The sequence below is a fragment of the Leptolyngbya sp. PL-A3 genome (assembly GCF_039962325.1).
GTDB lineage: Bacteria > Cyanobacteriota > Cyanobacteriia > Elainellales > Elainellaceae > Vacuolonema.
Map to the genome: position 1 here is coordinate 1 of NZ_JAMPLB010000029.1, position 17,706 is coordinate 17,706.

Consider the following 17,706-nt stretch of genomic DNA (forward strand, 5'->3'; position numbering starts at 1 on the left):
ATCACGCAGGGGATGTTTTTGGCGACGGGTCATAGCAGGGCACCCAAGGGTTCCCTACTATCTTGACAGCCGCCTATAAAAAATGGCGATATTCGAGTCAAATGACCCACTAGTAGGCTGGGGCAGAAGTGTACAACCTATTTTTTGTGGTGGGGTGCTTCGCACCCCACCACAAAAAATAGGCAACGAACTTAGGCCGTAGCCTCCTAGTTAAAAAAACTGTGCAACTCACGTTTGGGGTTGCACAGTTTTGCATGGTCAGAGAGTCGACATCCTTAGCGATAAGTACCCTTTACAAGGCAAAGGTGAGCTTCCTCTTCGGACGACACACAGGTCGTCTTACCCGTTAAAGGGTTATGAATATCCCACCAAACGTTGCCATACTGGTCGCGTCGTTTATACACCCTGGGTTCGTAGGCTTTGTCATGATAGGGGTTAACCACTTGATTGATCACCATCACAACCTCTAAAAGCAGTAAAAACCGAGTACGTTCATAGTTTGCTACCAACGCATTTGCCAAACCACCAAACTTTACGGAGTTAAGCCGAACTTAAGCACGCAGTAAAATTCAGGAACTTTATGGCATAGCTCATGACAATTGTATTGAGACTTTCAAAATAACCTGGGCAATGTATCCAAACTACTGTGAGATGGCGCTTCACCCATAGTTTGAAACTTAATCTTTAAGTGCTGGGTTGCGATACGGCAACAATGATGGAGCCTTAGAATGCACTTTTTTCAATGCGAATACGGGCTTCTTCTTCTGTCGCAACTCGGGTAATGTGACCCGTTACTGGGTTGCGAATATCCCACCAGGTACGGCCCTGGCGATCGCTCCGATAATAAACCTGCGGTTCAGTGTAAAAGGATTCTTTAGAACTGGCAGCAAAACCAAACATAGTAGTAACCTCCAAAAGGTGACAAGATAAGTGATTCAGATGAAGCGATTGAGAATCATGCTTCAGTCTGTATCAAAGGCTCAAACTCCACCACCGCTGTTTAAGCGGTTAGCTGGAACTTAAGAATCGAAGCGAGCAAATATGTGAATATATCTTTGCGGAACATCAACTCTCCGTGCAGCGTTTGTATTCAAAACATCCACGTTTCAAGTCTTTCTTGGGTTCTCAAAAACTGTCAATTCATCGTTGAAATCTGCTCTCTTGAACCTTGAGTACTACAGTAGTGGGATTTTTCAAGGCTGTCGTTACAGAAAAGGTCTGGACTTCAATGAGCGTAGTTCTGAAAAGGCTCATGTAACGGGTTAGAACTACCGGATTGATCATGAATACTTGCCATTAATCCGAGAGTTCTGAGCAGTGGAACAATGGTGTGCAGGTGGAGCGATCACACCATGATTTAACACTCAATCTGTAGAAATGAGTTGAGTGACGGAAACAAGTTCTGGAAAGGTCAGGTAAATTCCAATGTTACTGATCATCTTTTCCGATACGGCAAGATACGAGAGGATACAGGGCATCTCACATCCTCTCGTACCTCACAATTAGTAAGCAGATATCCAGTTTTCAGATGTTATCGAAAGAACCAGATGCCCATGGCGAGGCTGGCGGCATTCATCAGCAAACTGATCACCCCGGCCGTGCGAAGTGAGAGTTTTTCTCGGCTTAACATCGCTAAAAATCCGGCTTCGTAAACCGTGACGAGAACTTCTGAAATGACCAGCGCGATCGCATAAGGCAAACCAGCCAGCGAAATATCAAAGTTCCCGTAACTGAAAGCAAACGTCACCAACAGGCCCAGGAAAAAGGCTACTGGCAATAACACGACGCTCAGGAGAATGAGTTGCCAGGATTTAGCGCGACGTAAGGGGTAGATGCATAAAGCGTAGAGGAGGGCGATCGCTATACAAACCCATCCCCCCACCTGTGTGGGCCGATACTGAAATGGCAGCAGGGCCGAGGTTAACCCCCACACCACCGGATAAGAAACGCTATGCATTAACCCAAAGCTGACGAAGGTACGTGCCCACATCACGCGGTCAAACTTCAGTCGCCATAGAGCCAGCGCTAACACCAGGGCCTCCGTTGCCAGGGTAATTAGCAACCCCTTTGTAAATACAATCTCTTGCCCCCTGCGAGGGGAAGAGGGAGACTTTTGTAGAACGAGCGTTGCTTCCTCAATACGCCCTTGCCAGTAGCGATCGCCCCCTGCACCAAAGGCCCGCTCAGCGATGACTTGGCTGGAGTAGAGGCGATCGCCTGACTGCACCAGCACCCGAAATTGAGGCGGTAACTCCTTTGTCGTTGGTGAAAACCCAATTGACGCTAAACAGACTGTTTCATGGCACCTCAGATCATCGGGCAGGATGGGTTCTTCAGCCAAGCAGCCCGACAGAGTGCAGGAGCCATACTGAGCGACTAACGCTGGTTTCTGGCATTCTTCAGTCTCGCAGCCGATGACCTGTACAGCCTCCATTCCAGGCAACCCCTCAAATTCAAACCAGTTGAGGATAGGGGGAGCGGGGGAGTTGGCGTGAGCGATCGGGATGAACGTGAGCCAGAGGAGGAAGGTGAGAGCGATCGCAGCGATGAGGCGTGGGGTGGAGGAGTGGAACTGAGGTGTGTGTGAGGTCATCAGGTTGTACTGGGTGTACCGATTTGCAGACAAGGAATTCTTGTTCCAAGCCTATGATTTTGATCGTTGTACTGAGTTGAATGTAAACAATGATTCATCTTCTGCATGAGGCTTGGAGGTGGTTAAGGAAGGGGGGCGATCGCTCCGCATCACAAGCCATTCCTGAAAATTTCTATTCACCAAAATATTTGTTGCCGAGAAGGTGTAGATCATTAGGAGCATCTTTATATTGAATGGGTATAACTCCTGGGTGTTCTATCATTCCATGAAGCGCCAATTGAAGACCTATTAGAGAATGTCAAACACTGATTTTGACCAGGCCATGATGCGTCGCTGCCTGGAACTAGCCCGCGCTGCCCGTGGTAAAACCGCGCCCAATCCGATGGTAGGTGCCGTTGTCGTGCAGAATGGCGAGATTGTGGGCGAAGGTTACCATCCCAAAGCTGGAGAGCCTCATGCGGAGGTGTTTGCGTTGCGGGAGGCGGGCGATCGCGCTCAAAACGCTACGGTCTACGTCAACCTGGAACCCTGTAACCATTACGGTCGCACCCCTCCTTGCTCAGAAGCCCTGGTAAAAGCTGGAGTTGCCCGAGTCGTAGTAGGCATGGTAGACCCCAACCCTAAAGTCGCTGGAGGTGGCATCGCACGATTGCGAGACGCTGGCATTGAAGTGGTTGTAGGTGTTGAAGAGGCTGCCTGCCAGGAACTCAACGAGGCCTTTGTGTATCGCATCCAGCACCAGCGACCTCTGGGGATTTTGAAATATGCGATGACGTTGGATGGCAAAATTGCTGCTACCACAGGCCATAGCGCCTGGGTCACGACCCCCGATTCCCGTGCGCGGGTACACGACCTGCGGGCTGGATGCGATGCGGTCATTGTGGGTGGCAACACAGTACGGCGAGATAACCCGCTGCTGACCAGTCACGGGGTTGGTCACAATCCTCTGCGCGTTGTGATGAGTCGTCAGTTGGATTTGCCGGACGATGCGAAACTGTGGGACACAGTAGAAGTTCCCACGCTAGTTTTTACAGAAACGGGTGCCAATCCATCCTTTCAGGATGTGCTGCGGCAGCGGGGAGTGGAGGTGATTGAGGTGTCAGAGCTGACTCCTGCGGCGGCGATGGCCCACCTCAACGATCGCGGTTGTCTCTCCGTTCTCTGGGAATGTGGGGGAACGTTGGCCGCACGGGCGATCGCTGACGGCACTGTGCAGAAAATCCTGGCGTTCATTGCTCCTAAACTGATTGGTGGTGTTACGGCTCCATCCCCGATTGGTGATCTCGGTTTGACTCAAATGACGGATGCATTGCAACTAGAGCGGGTGACATGGGAGGCGATCGGTCCTGATTTGTTGGTGCAAGGGTATATAGCTTAACCATCATTACAGCGACAGGCTCATCCCCATTCGTGGAATACTCTCATACTTCAAGGGCAGCAGCATTTGTTACAAGTATTCACTTATATATAAATTCTCTGGGTAGAAATCAAAGTAAGCTGACTGGCATCCAGTTAGAACTTTGGGAAGGTAATTTTCATTCACCTTTTTGCTATTCAAAGTTCTACCCGACTTTGTTTAGCCAGTAACTATCGAGGAGTTTGTGTATGGTTATTGAAAACCGAGATTTTGATGCCCAGCATTGGGTTAAGACGCGCTCATCCCTCGATCCAAACCAGTCAAACTTTTTAGCCTGGACGGGTGCTATTCATGCTTTGATCCCAGGTGAGAAGAAAATTCGTCTTTTTAAGATGGTGGGTGTGAGTGTCAGTCGCTGTATCCCCGCAGAAGAAGGGGCTTGGGATTTTACCTCTAGAGAATTGACGTACTACCTGCATCCAGAAACAGGGGAAGTTTTGCAGCAGTGGGAGAACCCCTGGACAGGAGAATTGCTGACTGTTATGCATGTGGCTAACAATCCTGTACAAGGTTATTTCAAAGGCAAGTTTCCTGCTCAAGTCTATGAGGATAGTACAACCTTTGTTTTTGATATATTTTCTACTTATCCCAACCCTCTTGCGACGGATCCAAAATTTGCAGACTATAGCCCAAATCCAACATATCAGGCCGTTGAATTATTTAAAATAACGGTTCCAACTGACGAACTCTTAAATCCTGAAATTCTCACAGTTTCTAAACTACAGCTTTATTGGGATCGAATTGGCCCCTGGGTTCCCTGGATGAAAATGGGCGATCGCCCCGGTCAACTCATCTACAGTGCCTATGGTGGCAAAGTAAATGGCTTAGACAAATTGCCACAAATCCTAAGGGATGAAATTAATACTCGTGTACCGCTCTACAAGCAGGCTCCTCAATCGTATTTGGAGGGAGAAGATAGTACATCGTGGCTACATTTTCAAAAGTATTTTGATGCCTACTTAGCTAGAGAAAGATTTCCGTTACCACAACCGGAGGAGTAGTCCTAAGCGGCGGAAATTAATTTATGTTTGAGGGTGGGATGCGAAGCACCCCACCCTTAAACATAGGCTTGAGTCCTTAATTTCTCAACGTTGTTTCAACTACGGGTGCAGCCATCTGCTCATCTGCCGCTCTACGCGAGCGATAACGCTCGGAAACGAAATTTTCAGGATCAATACCCTCGAATGTCGGCGGCAACCAGACGCGAATGATTAACAACGCGCCTAATGCCAATAGAAAAACACAGGTCGCCATCACTTGAATCCAGGGTATCTCCAATACTCCGCGAACGATGATTTCTCGTAAAACGGAAACAATGGAGACTTCTACTGCTACACCAATGGATACCCGATGTTCCTTTAAGTAGATGATGAGTAGACGAAATAATTCAACCAGAATTAACAGGAAGAGGATATCGGATGTGACGAGGGGAATATCTAACGGTGGCAGCAGGGATAACACCATTTCCCGCAATTGCATTACCATGAAACTAAATAACCCAACGCACAGACCAATCACAATAAAATCTTGAACTGTTTCCAGAGCTTGGATCATGTGATCGCTACTCAACCATCGATACCAGGGCAAGGAAGACGTTGGCTTATCCATTGGCATTGACCCCCATAAACATGTTTTTAGAGTGTTGTTTTTTAGATGGGTGGAACGCATCTAAAAAACAACGGTTAAAAGGCACTAAACGTAGCAGCCTACATCCTCGCCGCATTCATCGGCTAAATAGCAGAGGGCTCGGAACCGCAAGCCCGTCACTTCTTCATAAAAGGGATTGAGCTTACACAACGGCGGAATATGACCGACCTTTCGGCCAAAGAGGTAGATATCCCGTTCAAAGGGGCATTGTGCTGGAATGAGTTGGCAAATTGTGTGGGCGATCGCCGCATCTCGAATCTCCATCTGATCGAGCCACCGACGTAGGGGCAAAAGCCCTTGAACGGCAAAGTAGTGACCCAGTAGACGAAACGGCAGAAGGATAGCCTTTAACACAATTACACAAGTCCGGTTCGACATCCCGACACCTCAAGAGTGACTTGTTTTCAGATTAGCTATAACCTCGCTAAATGAGAAGTCAAATAGGATATAAATTCTATTTATGTTTTATAATTTTCCTTAATGCTTGGCTTTATGACGGCCCCTATTGCGATGACTCGTGCCCTGGTTCTGCTTCTGTTCGTGCTTCTGCTGCCGATACTTCCGGCGCAAGCGGCTAGCTGTCGGGCGATCGCAGGTCACGAAATTTGCATTGTCGACATCCAACGCAGCGCGAAGAATTATTGGGAGTATCGCGCAGTCGTGAAGGTAGATAGCGTCACACGGCCCGTGGAGGTGTATAACTGCCGCGATCGCTTTCTTACCCGGCAGGACGGCACCCAAATTCCCTTTAGCCAAGAACCCGCTGCCTCCCTTGTCTGTCGCCTCTATCGCAAATGAGAAGCGGTTTCTCGTATGCGTGATGCACGAAAACTAACAGATCACGTTCAGAAAACCCCAATCCGTAACGGGGTTCGATACAATTCCCTAATATCCATAAACATCCTCTTGTATCAGCGGGTACCTAAACGTGACAGCCACAGGAAGCTACAAAGACTCGGTTAATCTTCCCAAGACCCAGTTCGATATGCGGGCCAATGCCACCAAGCGCGAACCAGAAATTCAGCAGTTTTGGAAAGATAACCAGATTTACCAGCAGCTTTCTGAAAACAATCCTGGTGATCTGTTCATTCTCCACGACGGCCCTCCCTACGCAAACGGGGCGCTGCACATGGGCCACGCCATGAACAAGATCCTGAAGGACATCATTAATAAATATCAGTTGCTGCAAGGGCGCAAGGTTCGCTACGTGCCGGGATGGGATTGCCACGGGCTGCCCATCGAACTAAAGGTGCTCCAGGCAATGAAGCCCGAGGAGCGCAAGGCTCTAACGCCGCTGGAGTTACGGAAGCGGGCAAAAGCCTATGCGTATGAGCAGGTCGATTTGCAGCGCGAAGGCTTCAAGCGTTATGGCGTTTGGGGTGATTGGGATAACCCTTACATGACCTTGAAGCCCGAATATGAGGCGGCACAGATTGGTGTGTTTGGGCAGATGTACCTGAAAGGCTATATCTATCGCGGTCTCAAACCTGTGTACTGGAGCCCCAGTTCCCAAACAGCCCTCGCGGAGGCGGAGCTGGAATATCCTGACGGGCACACCTCTCGCAGTATCTATGTAGCTTTCCCCATGGTTAGCCTGTCGGAATCGGCAGCGGCTCTCCAGCCTTATCTCGAAAATTTGGGTATTGCTATCTGGACGACGACCCCCTGGACGATCCCTGCGAACCAGGCGGTGGCGCTCAACGGCGCTCTGACCTATGCAGTGGTGGAAGTCGCAGGTCATGAGCAAGATACTGTTGATGCCGAGTGGCACTGCCGCTATCTGATCGTAGCCAAGGATTTGGTGGAGCAACTCTCGAAAACCCTGGGCAAAGAACTGACAGTGAAAACTGAACTGCCCGGAAAAGCCTTGGAATATTCCACCTACCTGCATCCCTTGTTTGAGCGGGAAAGCCCAGTGGTTGTTGGCGGTGACTACATCACTACTGAATCCGGTACAGGCCTGGTGCATACGGCTCCAGGCCATGGTATGGATGACTTCATCGTGGGCCAAAGGTACGGCTTGCCCGTTCTGTCGCCTGTGGATGATTACGGCAACTTCACGGCTGAAGCGGGGCCATTTGCTGGGCTGAACGTGCTGAAGGATGCCAACGAAGCGATCATCGCAGCCCTGACTGAGAAGAAAGCGCTGCTGAAGGAAGAAACCTATGCCCACCGCTATCCCTATGACTGGCGGACAAAGAAACCTGTCATTTATCGAGCTACGGAGCAGTGGTTTGCCTCGGTAGAAGGGTTCCGGGAGGAAGCGCTGAAGGCGATTCAGGAGGTGCGCTGGATTCCCGAAACAGGCGAGAACCGGATTACGGCAATGGTGTCGGAGCGGGCAGACTGGTGTATCTCCCGACAGCGGAGTTGGGGGGTTCCCATCCCAGTGTTCTACGACATCGAGACGAACGAGCCGTTTTTGAATGAGGAAATTATCAACCACGTCCAAGCCATTTTTGCGGAGAAGAGTTCTGATGCCTGGTGGGAACTGTCAGTTGCGGAACTACTGCCGGAAGCCTACCGGAAGGATGCCGATCGCTACCGCCGGGGTACCGACACCATGGACGTATGGTTCGACTCGGGTTCCTCCTGGGCTTCTGTCGCGAAGGCCCGGAATGAATTGAAATATCCGGTGGAAATGTACCTGGAAGGGTCTGACCAGCACCGGGGTTGGTTCCAATCTAGTTTGCTCACTAGCGTGGCTGTCAGTGGACATGCGCCCTACCGTCAGGTGCTGACCCATGGCTTTGCTCTGGATGAGCAGGGCCGCAAAATGAGCAAGTCTCTGGGGAACGTAGTTGATCCCCAAGTCATCATTAACGGTGGTAAAAATCAGCAGCAGGAACCCGCCTACGGGGCTGATGTGCTGCGGTTATGGGTATCGTCTGTAGACTATTCTTCTGACGTGCCCATCGGTAAAAATATCCTTAAGCAACTGTCGGATGTGTATCGCAAGATCCGTAACACGGCACGGTTCTTGCTGGGTAACTTGCACGACTTTGATCCGGCAACTCAAGCGGTGCCCTACGACCAGTTGCCTGAGTTGGATCGGTATATGCTGCACCGGATCACAGAAGTGTTTGGGCAGATTACCGATGCTTTTGAGTCTTACCAGTTCTTCCAGTTCTTCCAGACGGTGCAGAACTTCTGTGTGGTAGACCTGTCCAACTTTTATTTGGATATTGCCAAGGATCGGCTCTACATCAGTGCTTCTGATTCGGTACGGCGGCGCAGTTGTCAGACTGTCCTTGCCGTAGCGTTGGAGAACCTGGCAAAGGCGATCGCCCCCGTGCTCTCCCACCTAGCCGAAGACATCTGGCAGTATCTTCCCTACAAAACCCCCTACGAATCGGTATTTGCAGCGGGTTGGGTGAAGGTGGAGGAAAGCTGGAAACAGCCCACTCTGGCTCAAACTTGGGAGAAACTCCGCGTCGTGCGGGATGAGGTCAATAAAGTCATGGAAAAGGCTCGGATCGATAAGGCGATCGGCGCATCCCTAGAAGCCAAAGTGCTGCTCTACGTAGCCGACGAAGCCCTGCGCCAGCAAATGCAAGCCCTCAACCCCGATAGCAGCCTGACCGGCAACGGTGTGGATGAACTGCGTTACTTGCTCATTTCCTCCCAGGTCGAACTGCTGGATACTCCCAATACCCTGGCGGAGCACAAGTACAGCGCCCAGACTGATGCTCTGGGGATCGCGGTCGTGGATGCTGACGGAGAGAAGTGCGATCGCTGCTGGAACTACTCCACCCATGTGGGAGACTCTCCCGAACATCCCATCATCTGTGAGCGTTGTGTAGCAGCTCTCATGGGGCGCTTCTAGGAAGCCTGAAATAGCCATGAAATTTCCCTCAGCCCACCTCTAAGGTGCGTTGAGGGGAATTTTCATGCTTAAAGGCTGCAACACCCATGAACGCGAGCACGAATTTTCACAATCCCATTTCACCCAGTTTTTACGACCTCATATCAAATCGGGTTAAACCCCCTGATGTGCAGTAGTGGAATGAGTTGCGTCGCATCACCACATATCGGAGGTTTTAACCAGAACTCAGGTTTGTTGAATATGGTTAGGCTAGAAATGCAATCGATGACATTTTTCTGGTATTAACAGATATACCCTCAGGTAGATTTTTCCTCTAAATGCTCCGTCTGCTGGCATAGTAGACGGGGATGTAGAACCGATGTGCGATCGCCCCTCTCCCCTCAGCTTATGAAAATCCTTGGTCTCTCTGCCTATTACCACGACAGTGCGGCTGCGCTGGTTATCGACGGTCAGATCATTGCAGCTGCTCAGGAAGAAAGATTTTCTCGCAAAAAGCACGATGCTCGCTTTCCCAGCAACGCCATCCGTTACTGTCTGTTTGAGCGCAATCTGACCCTTCGCGATCTCGACTACATCGTCTTCTACGACAAACCCCTGCTCAAATTTGAGCGATTGCTGGAAACTTACATTGCTCTGGCTCCCCGAGGCTACCGCTCCTTCACGGCCGCGATGCCTGTATGGATTAAGGAGAAGCTATTTCTCAAGACGACTCTGAAGCGGGAACTCGCTTCTCTGGGAGAAGTAAAGCCCCAGCAAGTGCCCAAGTTATTGTTTACTGAGCATCACCAGGCCCATGCAGCCGGAGCCTTCTTCCCCAGTCCCTTCCAGAAGGCGGCTGTGCTGTGTCTGGATGGTGTGGGAGAGTGGGCCACCACCTCTGTTTGGAAGGGGTTGGATCATCAACTGATTCCCCAATGGCAGATCGACTTTCCCCATTCTCTGGGGCTGCTCTACTCGGCGTTCACCTACTTCACTGGATTCAAGGTCAACTCCGGTGAGTACAAGCTGATGGGGCTGGCTCCCTACGGCGAACCCAAGTATACCCAGTTAATTTACGACCATCTGCTGGATCTGAAAGACGACGGTACCTATCGCCTCAATCTGGATTACTTCAACTTTGCCACCGGCCTGACTATGACCAACGAGCGGTTTAGCCGTTTGTTTGGTCGTCCTCCTCGCTCTCCAGAGAGTGACTTGACTCAGCAGGATATGGACATTGCGGCCTCCATCCAGCAGGTAACCGAGGAGGTCGTGCTACGGCTGGCAAGAACTGTCAAGCAGGAGGTCGATAGCGAGTATCTCTGTCTTTCTGGCGGGGTGGCATTGAACTGTGTTGCCAATGGTCGCATCCTGCGGGAGTGCGGTTTTAAGGATTTGTGGATTCAGCCCGCAGCTGGTGATGCCGGAAGTGCCCTGGGAGCGGCTCTATCGGTGTGGCATGAGTATCTGGGGAACCAGCGGGTAGCGGAGGGCGATCGCATGGCTGGAGCTTATCTCGGCCCTCGCTTTTCCCATCAAGATGTGAAGGCTTATCTGGAGGCGGTGGGTGCTGTATACGATACCCTACCGGATGAACAGCTTTTTCTCAAACTGGCAGAAATTTTGGAGGATGGCCAGGTCGTCGGTTGGTTTCAGGGACGGATGGAATTTGGGCCACGGGCGTTGGGGAATCGCTCCATCATCGGCGATCCCCGCAACCGCAACATGCAGTCCACTATGAACCTCAAAATCAAGTATCGGGAATCCTTCCGGCCCTTTGCTCCATCGGTGCTGGCGGAACGGGTCTCCGATTACTTCGAGATGGAGGGGCGCAGTCCTTATATGCTTCTGGTGGCCCCAGTTCGGGCAGAACAACGGCATCCGATGACGCCAGAGCAACAGGCCTTATTTGGCATCGAAAAGTTACGAGTGCCCCGCTCCGAGATTCCGTCCGTGACCCATGTAGACTATTCAGCCCGCATCCAAACCGTTCATGCCGACACCAATCCGCGCTACCATGCACTGATCCGTGCCTTTGAGCAACGTACGGGATGCGGCCTGGTGGTCAATACTAGCTTCAATGTGCGGGGGGAACCGATTGTCTGCACCCCGGGCGAAGCCTACCACTGTTTCATGAACACTGAAATGGACTATCTGGTGCTTGAAAACTGTTTACTCAGCAAGCGCGAGCAACCTGAATGGCAGGGGGCTGAATCGCCAGAGTCACGGCAGCAGCAGCGCGCCCGCTATCTGCAAACCTTCGAGTTAGATTAGAGCCATGATCTTTGAGCCAATTCCCTATCCTACCCGTGCGGTGTTACGCGAGTTTGGCCTGGTCTTTGGCCTGATGGTGATTGGGTTGTTAGGGGTCGTCATTCCCCTACTACGAGGCAGTGGGCTCGTCCTGTGGCCCCTGGTTCTGGGGTCTGTGTCTATATTCTGTGGCTTGGTCTGTCCACAAATTTTGCGGTCTTTTTACTATGGCTGGATGCGCTTTGGTCAGGCTTTCGCCTGGATTAACAATGCGATCGTCTTGAGCCTGGTTTATTACGCCGTTGTGACGCCTATGGGGGTGGTGATGCGATCGCTTCTCCAATATGACCCTTTGCACCAGCGTCGAAGTGTACAATCCACCTTTCGCAAAACCAGCACTCAACGTTCTCGCTCATCAATGGAGAAACCATTCTAACTATGGGATTTTTAATAGAGATTACGGAGTTTTTGGCAGACCTCTGGCAGTTCTTGAAAGAACGCCAAAAATATTGGTTGGCTCCCCTGATCTTCACCCTAATTCTTATTGGGTTAGTGATTGTGTTTACTCAAGGAAGTGCGATCGCCCCCTTCATCTATGCCATCTTCTAAACACCCTGAAAAGTCTCGTTAAGGGTTACTTTTGCGTGGGCTTTAGGCACGCAAAAGTAATATCTTGCATAGCGTCTAAAGGGCTCGAAAAGCTAGCCCGATGCTATGCTCATTAAAATCACTCCTCAAGCTTTTGATGTTTCTAAGGTTGTTGAAAAAGCTGTTTTTCTGAGCCTTATACGGGGCTTGCGTATTGATGTTGGGTGTAATGTGCTTTGTACATCCAACGTCAATGCTTTAGATTGGCGAGCCTACCTATGCCCTGTTATAGTCAAAAAATAGTGCTGGTAACCAGCCTTAAAATATAATCTGGGTTCCTATTTATTGTTAGTGTTCTATCCATGAAATCCCCGCTTCTGAAGCTAATTCTAATTAACCTGGGCGTTACCGCTGGCCTCCTGTTTACTCTCAATTTTCTGGCGAACCTCGTGCAATTAGTAGGTGCTCAGGTGATTGATATTATGGGCTGGGAAGGGGGCGTGGAGGAGGTGGTTGAGGACCAGAACCTGGCAGAACTTCCTAACTATCAGGGAAGGCGAGATGAGATGTATCGTCACTTTCGTGAAACCCTGCGAATTCCTGTTGTATACGAACCATCCGTCGGCTGGACGCGAGAGCCGTTTGAGGGAAAAACGATCACCATTGATGCTCAGGGCAATCGGGTGCACCAACCCCTGCCTGCTTCTGCTCAAACCTCTAAACCCAAGGTTTATATTTTTGGAGGCTCAACGGTCTGGGGAACCGGAGCAACAGATAATGAAACTCTCCCAGCCTTTTATCAGAAATTCTCTGATTTGCCTACAGTCAATAAGGGGGAAACGGGATACATTAGTCGGCAATCTTTGGCATCTTTTGTAAACCTTTTGTCTACTAAAGAACCCATGGATGCTGTCATTTTTTATGAGGGCGTTAACGATGTGCAATATAGCTGTCGCGCTGAGTTGAAAGTTAACGAGCATGGGCGAACGGCTGTTTTTAGAAGTCGTCTACGCCAGAAGAAAAGTAGCCGCTCTGAAGCTGAAGATTTCAAAGACTATCTCAACGCATTATTTTTGGGTGGAATTCAAGATTTAGGAGTCGACATCGTCGATTCGATTAATGATGCTCGACCGACTAAACGGAAAGATGATTCGATGATCTGTGACAATGACCCGGAGCGTGCTCGGCAGGTCGCAGAAACCTTGCTGTCAAACTGGGAAATTGCCCACGCTCTGGCCCAAACTCGCGGAATCCAGTTTCTGGCTGTGCTGCAACCCGTCGCTTACATGGGCCAGCCTAAGTTAGATCACATTAATGATGACCTGGATGATCAATTTGGCAAGCAATATCAAGCGGTTTATCCCATTTTGCAGCAGTTGATTCGAGAACGAAATTACGATTGGATTGTGGATTATACGGATTTATTATCGCGGGACGAGTATATCTATATCGATTTCTGTCATGTGTCACCCAATGGCAACGAAATTCTCGCACGCCGTCTAGTTCAAGACACGCGATCGCGCTGGATGAGGAATGAAGCAGCCCCATCTGGTCGATCGTAACGTATCGCAGTAATCTGTATAGCAGTTTGCTTGTCTACAGGATTTGAGGTTCTGCCATGCGACAAATTAATTTTGTGGTCATTTTTGTGATCTGCCTGGCCCTGGTGTTGTTTGGTATTGAAAACACGGCATCCTCGACGATCCATGTTGTGCCTGGAGTTGAGCTGTCGGCTCCGCTGTCGGTCGAATTGCTGATCGCAGCGGGTATTGGAGCAGTTCTGGCTTGGATCTTTAGCGTCTGGACCGGGCTGACTGCACGTCTGGCCGTTCAACCTCAGGTATCCCAGCGGGATGTTCGCATTCAAGAGCTGGAACAGGATGTCGAGCGCTACAAAGTCGAGCTGGAGGAGCAGCAACGTCTGCTGCCCGCGTCAAAACCCCAGGATGTTGAGGTTACTGAGGTGGTGTAAAAATACCCTGTGATTTTGGATGGAATGAGCGCTCCATCCAAAATCACCTCCCATCGTTTTTCTGAAACCACTAATTTTGTGCCGTGCCGCGACTCAAAAATCAGTAGACCTCCTGCATGAATCCGTTTTTGAGACATACGTTGCATAACGATTCATGCAGGCGATCTCATGATTTGAGAAAAACTGTTCGAACTAATGTTTTATGAATCACAATGGAGATTGACCCGCTGAACTACTGGAGTCTTTGGGTACCGCTGGGACTGCTGGGATTGATTCTGGCGATGGCTGTTTACTTTGTTCGGATTGACAGTCGACGGTGAGAAAGTGTTGGAAGCGTTTATTTTTCAAATGCCCAGACAAGAATGGGTGTGAAAAATGAAGCCCTTTCAGGAGTATTCAACAGCAGGTAGCTATGGCGCTTTCCCTGGCACAAAATGCGATCGCCCTCCTGATTGACCTGGCCGAGCAGGGAGACATCGACCCCTGGGATGTAAAGGTGATTGAGGTAATCGATCGCTTTCTCAGCCAGCTAAAGCCTTACCAGAACCCCGGTGGTAGTCGTGCTGCCTATGAAGCCGACCTATCAGAATCGGGACAAGCTTTTCTCTATGCCTCCATGCTGGTGCTGCTGAAAGCGGATAGCCTGGCTCGCCAGGAAGCCAAACAGGGCGAGGAAGAAAACACCGAACAGTTAGAAGACTTCCTGGGGGATGGTGCCCTGGCAGAGGCTCCGCTGCCCCTCAGCCTGGAGCGACAGATTCGCCGTCGGGCAACAGCTCGACCTCAGCAAAACCGTCGGGTAACACTGCAAGAGCTAATTGCCCAACTAGAGGTGATGGCGACGACGGTAGCCGAACATACCCCCCGGATTAAAACCCGCCGTCCCCGGCCCCAATCTCGCAACCAGGCCGTCCGCACGATCGCCCAACTGGCCCACCAGGAAAACCTTTCGGAAATTGCGGCTGCCCTGGAGCGCTTCCTTCAAGCCGAGTGGGACGAAATTTGCCAGGGAGAGGACTGGATGGAGTTTGAGAGCCTGCTGGGGCTCTGGGTGGAATCAGATTTGGCCAAAGAGATTCAACAAACGTCGGCTCATCATAGTGCTCAGAGCGATCGCGTCGCTGTCTTCTGGGCACTTCTCTTTCTCTCCGCCCAATCTAAGGTAGAACTGGGCCAGGACGAATTTTACAAAGACCTGCGGGTACGCAGCCTGGAAAATCTACCTGCCGATGCCTTGACCAATCCACCCTCCTTTGTCCTGCCAGATTGATGTAACGTCAGTTCGGGATAAGCCAAACCGCCTATTATTGCGTGCGCGTCGCGCACGCAATAATAGGCATTTTCGAGTGCCGCGCGAAGCGCGGCACTCGAAAATGCCCTTAACCCGAATTGAGGTTAACGTAACCTGAGGAGCATGTTTTAAACCTGTGAATGAGTGTGGTGAAAGGGGCGCTTCGAGGCCCTTTCACCACACCCATTCATACGTCTAGAGCACTACCGAATGGGAATGGCTGGTTGTCGAATATCCGGTTGGGGGTTAGGCTGTGTTGGAAATTGGCCCAATGGCATCTACCCTTAAGTTATCTTCACGACAATCCCGGTAATCTTGAGGCGACCTTGAGAGTTTGACCAAGGATTGTTCGGTGTAGAACCATAACCCGATACAGTGTGACACACTGTTACAGGTTATTCTGATCATCGAAACGCTACCCAGGGGTAGAGCACCGCTATGAAAGCAATGATTCTCGCTGCCGGTAAGGGGACGCGGGTTCGTCCAATTACCTACACCATCCCCAAGCCCATGATGCCCATTCTCCAGAAACCCGTTATGGAGTTTCTGCTAGAGCTACTGCGGCAGCATGGGTTCACGGAGATTATGGTGAACGTCAGCCACCTCGCCTACGAAATCGAGAGCTATTTTCGTGATGGGCAACGTTTTGGAGTTCAGATTGCGTACTCCTTTGAAGGCCGTATTGTGGATGGCGATCTGGTCGGCGAGGCAGTGGGCTCCGCTGGTGGTATGCGCAAGATTCAAGATTTTTCACCATTTTTTGATGGCACCTTCGTCGTACTGTGCGGGGACGCACTGATCGACCTGGATCTGACTAAAGCGGTGCAGTGGCACCGGGAGAAGGGGTCGATCGCCACCATCATTATGAAAGAAGTGCCCCATGAGGAAGTTTCCAGTTATGGGGTTGTCGTTACCGATGAAGAAGGCCGTATCAAAGCATTTCAGGAAAAACCTGCTGTTGATGAAGCCCTGAGCAACACCATCAACACGGGTATTTACATTTTTGAGCCAGAGATCTTTAACTATATTCCTTCCGGCGTGGAATATGACATTGGAAGTCAGCTCTTCCCGAAACTGGTAGAATCTGGGGCTCCGTTCTACGGCATTTCGATGGATTTCCAATGGATCGATATTGGAAAAGTGCCCGACTACTGGCAAGCCATCCGTAGTGTATTGACCGGAGAGGTCAAAAATGTTTCTATTCCTGGCCATGAAGTTGCTCCTGGCGTCTACACGGGGATCAACGTAGCGGTAAATTGGGACAAAGTGGACATCAAAGGCCCAGTGTATATCGGTGGTATGACCTGTATTGAGGATGGGGCTACCATCATTGGTCCCAGTATGATCGGCCCTAACTGCTATGTATGTAGTGGTGCTGTGGTCGAAAACAGTGTGATCTTCGACTACTCCCGCCTCGGCCCTGGGGTGCGCCTGGTCGACAAGCTTGTGTTTGGTCGGCACTGCGTTGATAAAACCGGAGCCGCCATTGACCTAACGGCCGCGGCTCTAGACTGGTTGATTACTGATACCCGCAGCGAACTGCCACTGGAACCTACAGCAGAGCGGCAAGCGATCGCTGACTTGCTCAACTCCGAAGTTCCAACCTAAGGGATCAGGTTGCTCTCCAGAGAGGACTGACCTGAATAGCATGGTTTATGGGGCGAAGGATCCTTCGCCCCAGCTTTGCATAATCAATAGTGCTGCTCTAACGGTGTGTTGAAGGTGTTTACGAGTGCTGCGCAACGCGCAACACTCGTAAACACTCATTTTGGTATGCATAAAGTGCACGCCAAGATGGGCACTTCAGCTTATCCGGAGCTGCGGTTACTCTGAGTTCAAGTTACGTATGTCTCGACTTTCTCAAAGAGTTTTTAAAGGTGCCGGATATTCAGCCCTCAAATTAGACAGTTTATTGAGGACTGTCTCGATAGCGCTTTTGCATGCTTAGCTTGCGAAAACCCTGGATATGTCTAAAACTGGCCCCTTTGAAAGAGCGTAGATGCCAAGCCCACAATCTCTCTAAGGGTTGAAAAATCACTGTCTGTAGCTGCCCCCAGGGGAATTTACACCAAATATAGAAGTGATGCCTATAATGATCTAGCCAAGAGCGGACTCATAAGAACGACCTTTGGCGGGATTC

16 protein-coding genes are annotated in these 17,706 nt (G+C 50.5%); 11 read left to right on the forward strand and 5 right to left on the reverse strand.

What is annotated here, in order from left to right; all coding sequences use genetic code 11:
* Positions 1-275: 275 nt before the first annotated feature.
* The 3 genes from NDI52_RS20265 to NDI52_RS20275 all read right to left on the reverse strand — a co-directional run bounded on the left by NDI52_RS20265 (position 276) and on the right by NDI52_RS20275 (position 2,626).
* Positions 276-458: a hypothetical protein gene (locus NDI52_RS20265; RefSeq protein WP_190770211.1), complete on the reverse strand. Its 183-nt coding sequence runs from the start codon at positions 456-458 to the stop codon at positions 276-278.
* 265 nt (positions 459-723) lie between these two features.
* Positions 724-900 (reverse strand): hypothetical protein, encoded by a 177-nt coding sequence (locus NDI52_RS20270; protein ID WP_190770210.1) that lies wholly within the window; start codon positions 898-900, stop codon positions 724-726.
* Positions 901-1,531: 631 nt separating this feature from the next.
* Complete coding sequence (locus NDI52_RS20275; RefSeq protein WP_190770209.1) at positions 1,532-2,626, reverse strand: hypothetical protein; 1,095 nt, start codon at positions 2,624-2,626, stop codon at positions 1,532-1,534.
* A 262-nt stretch (positions 2,627-2,888) separates the two neighbouring features.
* Here NDI52_RS20275 and ribD point away from each other — a divergent pair, with 262 nt between their 5' ends.
* Positions 2,889-3,971, forward strand: coding sequence for a bifunctional diaminohydroxyphosphoribosylaminopyrimidine deaminase/5-amino-6-(5-phosphoribosylamino)uracil reductase RibD (gene ribD, locus NDI52_RS20280; RefSeq protein ID WP_190770208.1), 1,083 nt, complete (start codon positions 2,889-2,891; stop codon positions 3,969-3,971).
* A 227-nt stretch (positions 3,972-4,198) separates the two neighbouring features.
* The gene (locus NDI52_RS20285; protein WP_190770207.1) at positions 4,199-5,011 is read left to right on the forward strand and encodes a DUF1838 domain-containing protein; all 813 of its coding nucleotides are present in this window, start codon (positions 4,199-4,201) and stop codon (positions 5,009-5,011) included.
* A 76-nt stretch (positions 5,012-5,087) separates the two neighbouring features.
* Here the strand turns inward: NDI52_RS20285 and NDI52_RS20290 are convergent, their stop codons facing one another.
* A complete protein-coding gene (locus NDI52_RS20290; protein ID WP_190770206.1) occupies positions 5,088-5,624 on the reverse strand; it encodes a phosphate-starvation-inducible PsiE family protein in 537 nt (178 codons plus the stop codon).
* 78 nt (positions 5,625-5,702) lie between these two features.
* Positions 5,703-6,035, reverse strand: coding sequence for a Mo-dependent nitrogenase C-terminal domain-containing protein (locus tag NDI52_RS20295; protein WP_190770205.1), 333 nt, complete (start codon positions 6,033-6,035; stop codon positions 5,703-5,705).
* 114 nt (positions 6,036-6,149) lie between these two features.
* Here NDI52_RS20295 and NDI52_RS20300 point away from each other — a divergent pair, with 114 nt between their 5' ends.
* The 9 genes from NDI52_RS20300 to NDI52_RS20340 all read left to right on the forward strand — a co-directional run bounded on the left by NDI52_RS20300 (position 6,150) and on the right by NDI52_RS20340 (position 17,174).
* Positions 6,150-6,455 carry a hypothetical protein gene (locus NDI52_RS20300; RefSeq protein ID WP_242035800.1) on the forward strand — a complete coding sequence of 102 codons (306 nt, stop codon included), beginning with the start codon at positions 6,150-6,152 and terminating at the stop codon, positions 6,453-6,455.
* 130 nt (positions 6,456-6,585) lie between these two features.
* Positions 6,586-9,483 (forward strand): isoleucine--tRNA ligase, encoded by a 2,898-nt coding sequence (ileS, locus tag NDI52_RS20305; protein WP_190770204.1) that lies wholly within the window; start codon positions 6,586-6,588, stop codon positions 9,481-9,483.
* Between the two features lie 387 nt (positions 9,484-9,870).
* Positions 9,871-11,736: a carbamoyltransferase gene (locus NDI52_RS20310; RefSeq protein WP_190770203.1), complete on the forward strand. Its 1,866-nt coding sequence runs from the start codon at positions 9,871-9,873 to the stop codon at positions 11,734-11,736.
* A 4-nt stretch (positions 11,737-11,740) separates the two neighbouring features.
* Positions 11,741-12,151, forward strand: a complete 411-nt coding sequence (locus NDI52_RS20315) for an SxtJ family membrane protein (protein WP_190770202.1) — start codon at positions 11,741-11,743, stop codon at positions 12,149-12,151.
* A gap of 2 nt (positions 12,152-12,153) precedes the next feature.
* On the forward strand, positions 12,154-12,324 hold the full coding sequence (locus NDI52_RS20320; RefSeq protein WP_190770201.1) for a DUF5989 family protein: 171 nt from the start codon (positions 12,154-12,156) through the stop codon (positions 12,322-12,324).
* Between the two features lie 341 nt (positions 12,325-12,665).
* Entirely contained in the window at positions 12,666-13,865 is a 1,200-nt protein-coding gene (locus NDI52_RS20325; RefSeq protein WP_190770200.1) for a hypothetical protein, read from the forward strand.
* Positions 13,866-13,921: 56 nt separating this feature from the next.
* Positions 13,922-14,275 carry a LapA family protein gene (locus NDI52_RS20330; RefSeq protein ID WP_190770199.1) on the forward strand — a complete coding sequence of 118 codons (354 nt, stop codon included), beginning with the start codon at positions 13,922-13,924 and terminating at the stop codon, positions 14,273-14,275.
* Between the two features lie 412 nt (positions 14,276-14,687).
* On the forward strand, positions 14,688-15,545 hold the full coding sequence (locus NDI52_RS20335) for a segregation/condensation protein A (RefSeq protein ID WP_190770198.1): 858 nt from the start codon (positions 14,688-14,690) through the stop codon (positions 15,543-15,545).
* 459 nt (positions 15,546-16,004) lie between these two features.
* Positions 16,005-17,174 carry an NDP-sugar synthase gene (locus NDI52_RS20340; RefSeq protein ID WP_190770197.1) on the forward strand — a complete coding sequence of 390 codons (1,170 nt, stop codon included), beginning with the start codon at positions 16,005-16,007 and terminating at the stop codon, positions 17,172-17,174.
* Positions 17,175-17,706 lie beyond the last annotated feature (532 nt).

Bases quoted from the DNA above. Each gene is read 5' to 3' on its own strand.
- NDI52_RS20285 (WP_190770207.1), top strand. From the start codon at position 4,199: ATGGTTATTGAAAACCGAGATTTTGATGCCCAGCATTGGGTTAAGACG.
- NDI52_RS20310 (WP_190770203.1), top strand. From the start codon at position 9,871: ATGAAAATCCTTGGTCTCTCTGCCTATTACCACGACAGTGCGGCTGCG.
- NDI52_RS20330 (WP_190770199.1), top strand. From the start codon at position 13,922: ATGCGACAAATTAATTTTGTGGTCATTTTTGTGATCTGCCTGGCCCTG.
- NDI52_RS20270 (WP_190770210.1), bottom strand. From the start codon at position 900: ATGTTTGGTTTTGCTGCCAGTTCTAAAGAATCCTTTTACACTGAACCG.
- NDI52_RS20265 (WP_190770211.1), bottom strand. From the start codon at position 458: ATGGTGATCAATCAAGTGGTTAACCCCTATCATGACAAAGCCTACGAA.
- NDI52_RS20320 (WP_190770201.1), top strand. From the start codon at position 12,154: ATGGGATTTTTAATAGAGATTACGGAGTTTTTGGCAGACCTCTGGCAG.
- NDI52_RS20300 (WP_242035800.1), top strand. From the start codon at position 6,150: ATGACGGCCCCTATTGCGATGACTCGTGCCCTGGTTCTGCTTCTGTTC.
- NDI52_RS20335 (WP_190770198.1), top strand. From the start codon at position 14,688: ATGGCGCTTTCCCTGGCACAAAATGCGATCGCCCTCCTGATTGACCTG.
- NDI52_RS20295 (WP_190770205.1), bottom strand. From the start codon at position 6,035: ATGTCGAACCGGACTTGTGTAATTGTGTTAAAGGCTATCCTTCTGCCG.
- NDI52_RS20340 (WP_190770197.1), top strand. From the start codon at position 16,005: ATGAAAGCAATGATTCTCGCTGCCGGTAAGGGGACGCGGGTTCGTCCA.
- NDI52_RS20325 (WP_190770200.1), top strand. From the start codon at position 12,666: ATGAAATCCCCGCTTCTGAAGCTAATTCTAATTAACCTGGGCGTTACC.
- NDI52_RS20315 (WP_190770202.1), top strand. From the start codon at position 11,741: ATGATCTTTGAGCCAATTCCCTATCCTACCCGTGCGGTGTTACGCGAG.
- ribD (WP_190770208.1), top strand. From the start codon at position 2,889: ATGTCAAACACTGATTTTGACCAGGCCATGATGCGTCGCTGCCTGGAA.
- NDI52_RS20290 (WP_190770206.1), bottom strand. From the start codon at position 5,624: ATGCCAATGGATAAGCCAACGTCTTCCTTGCCCTGGTATCGATGGTTG.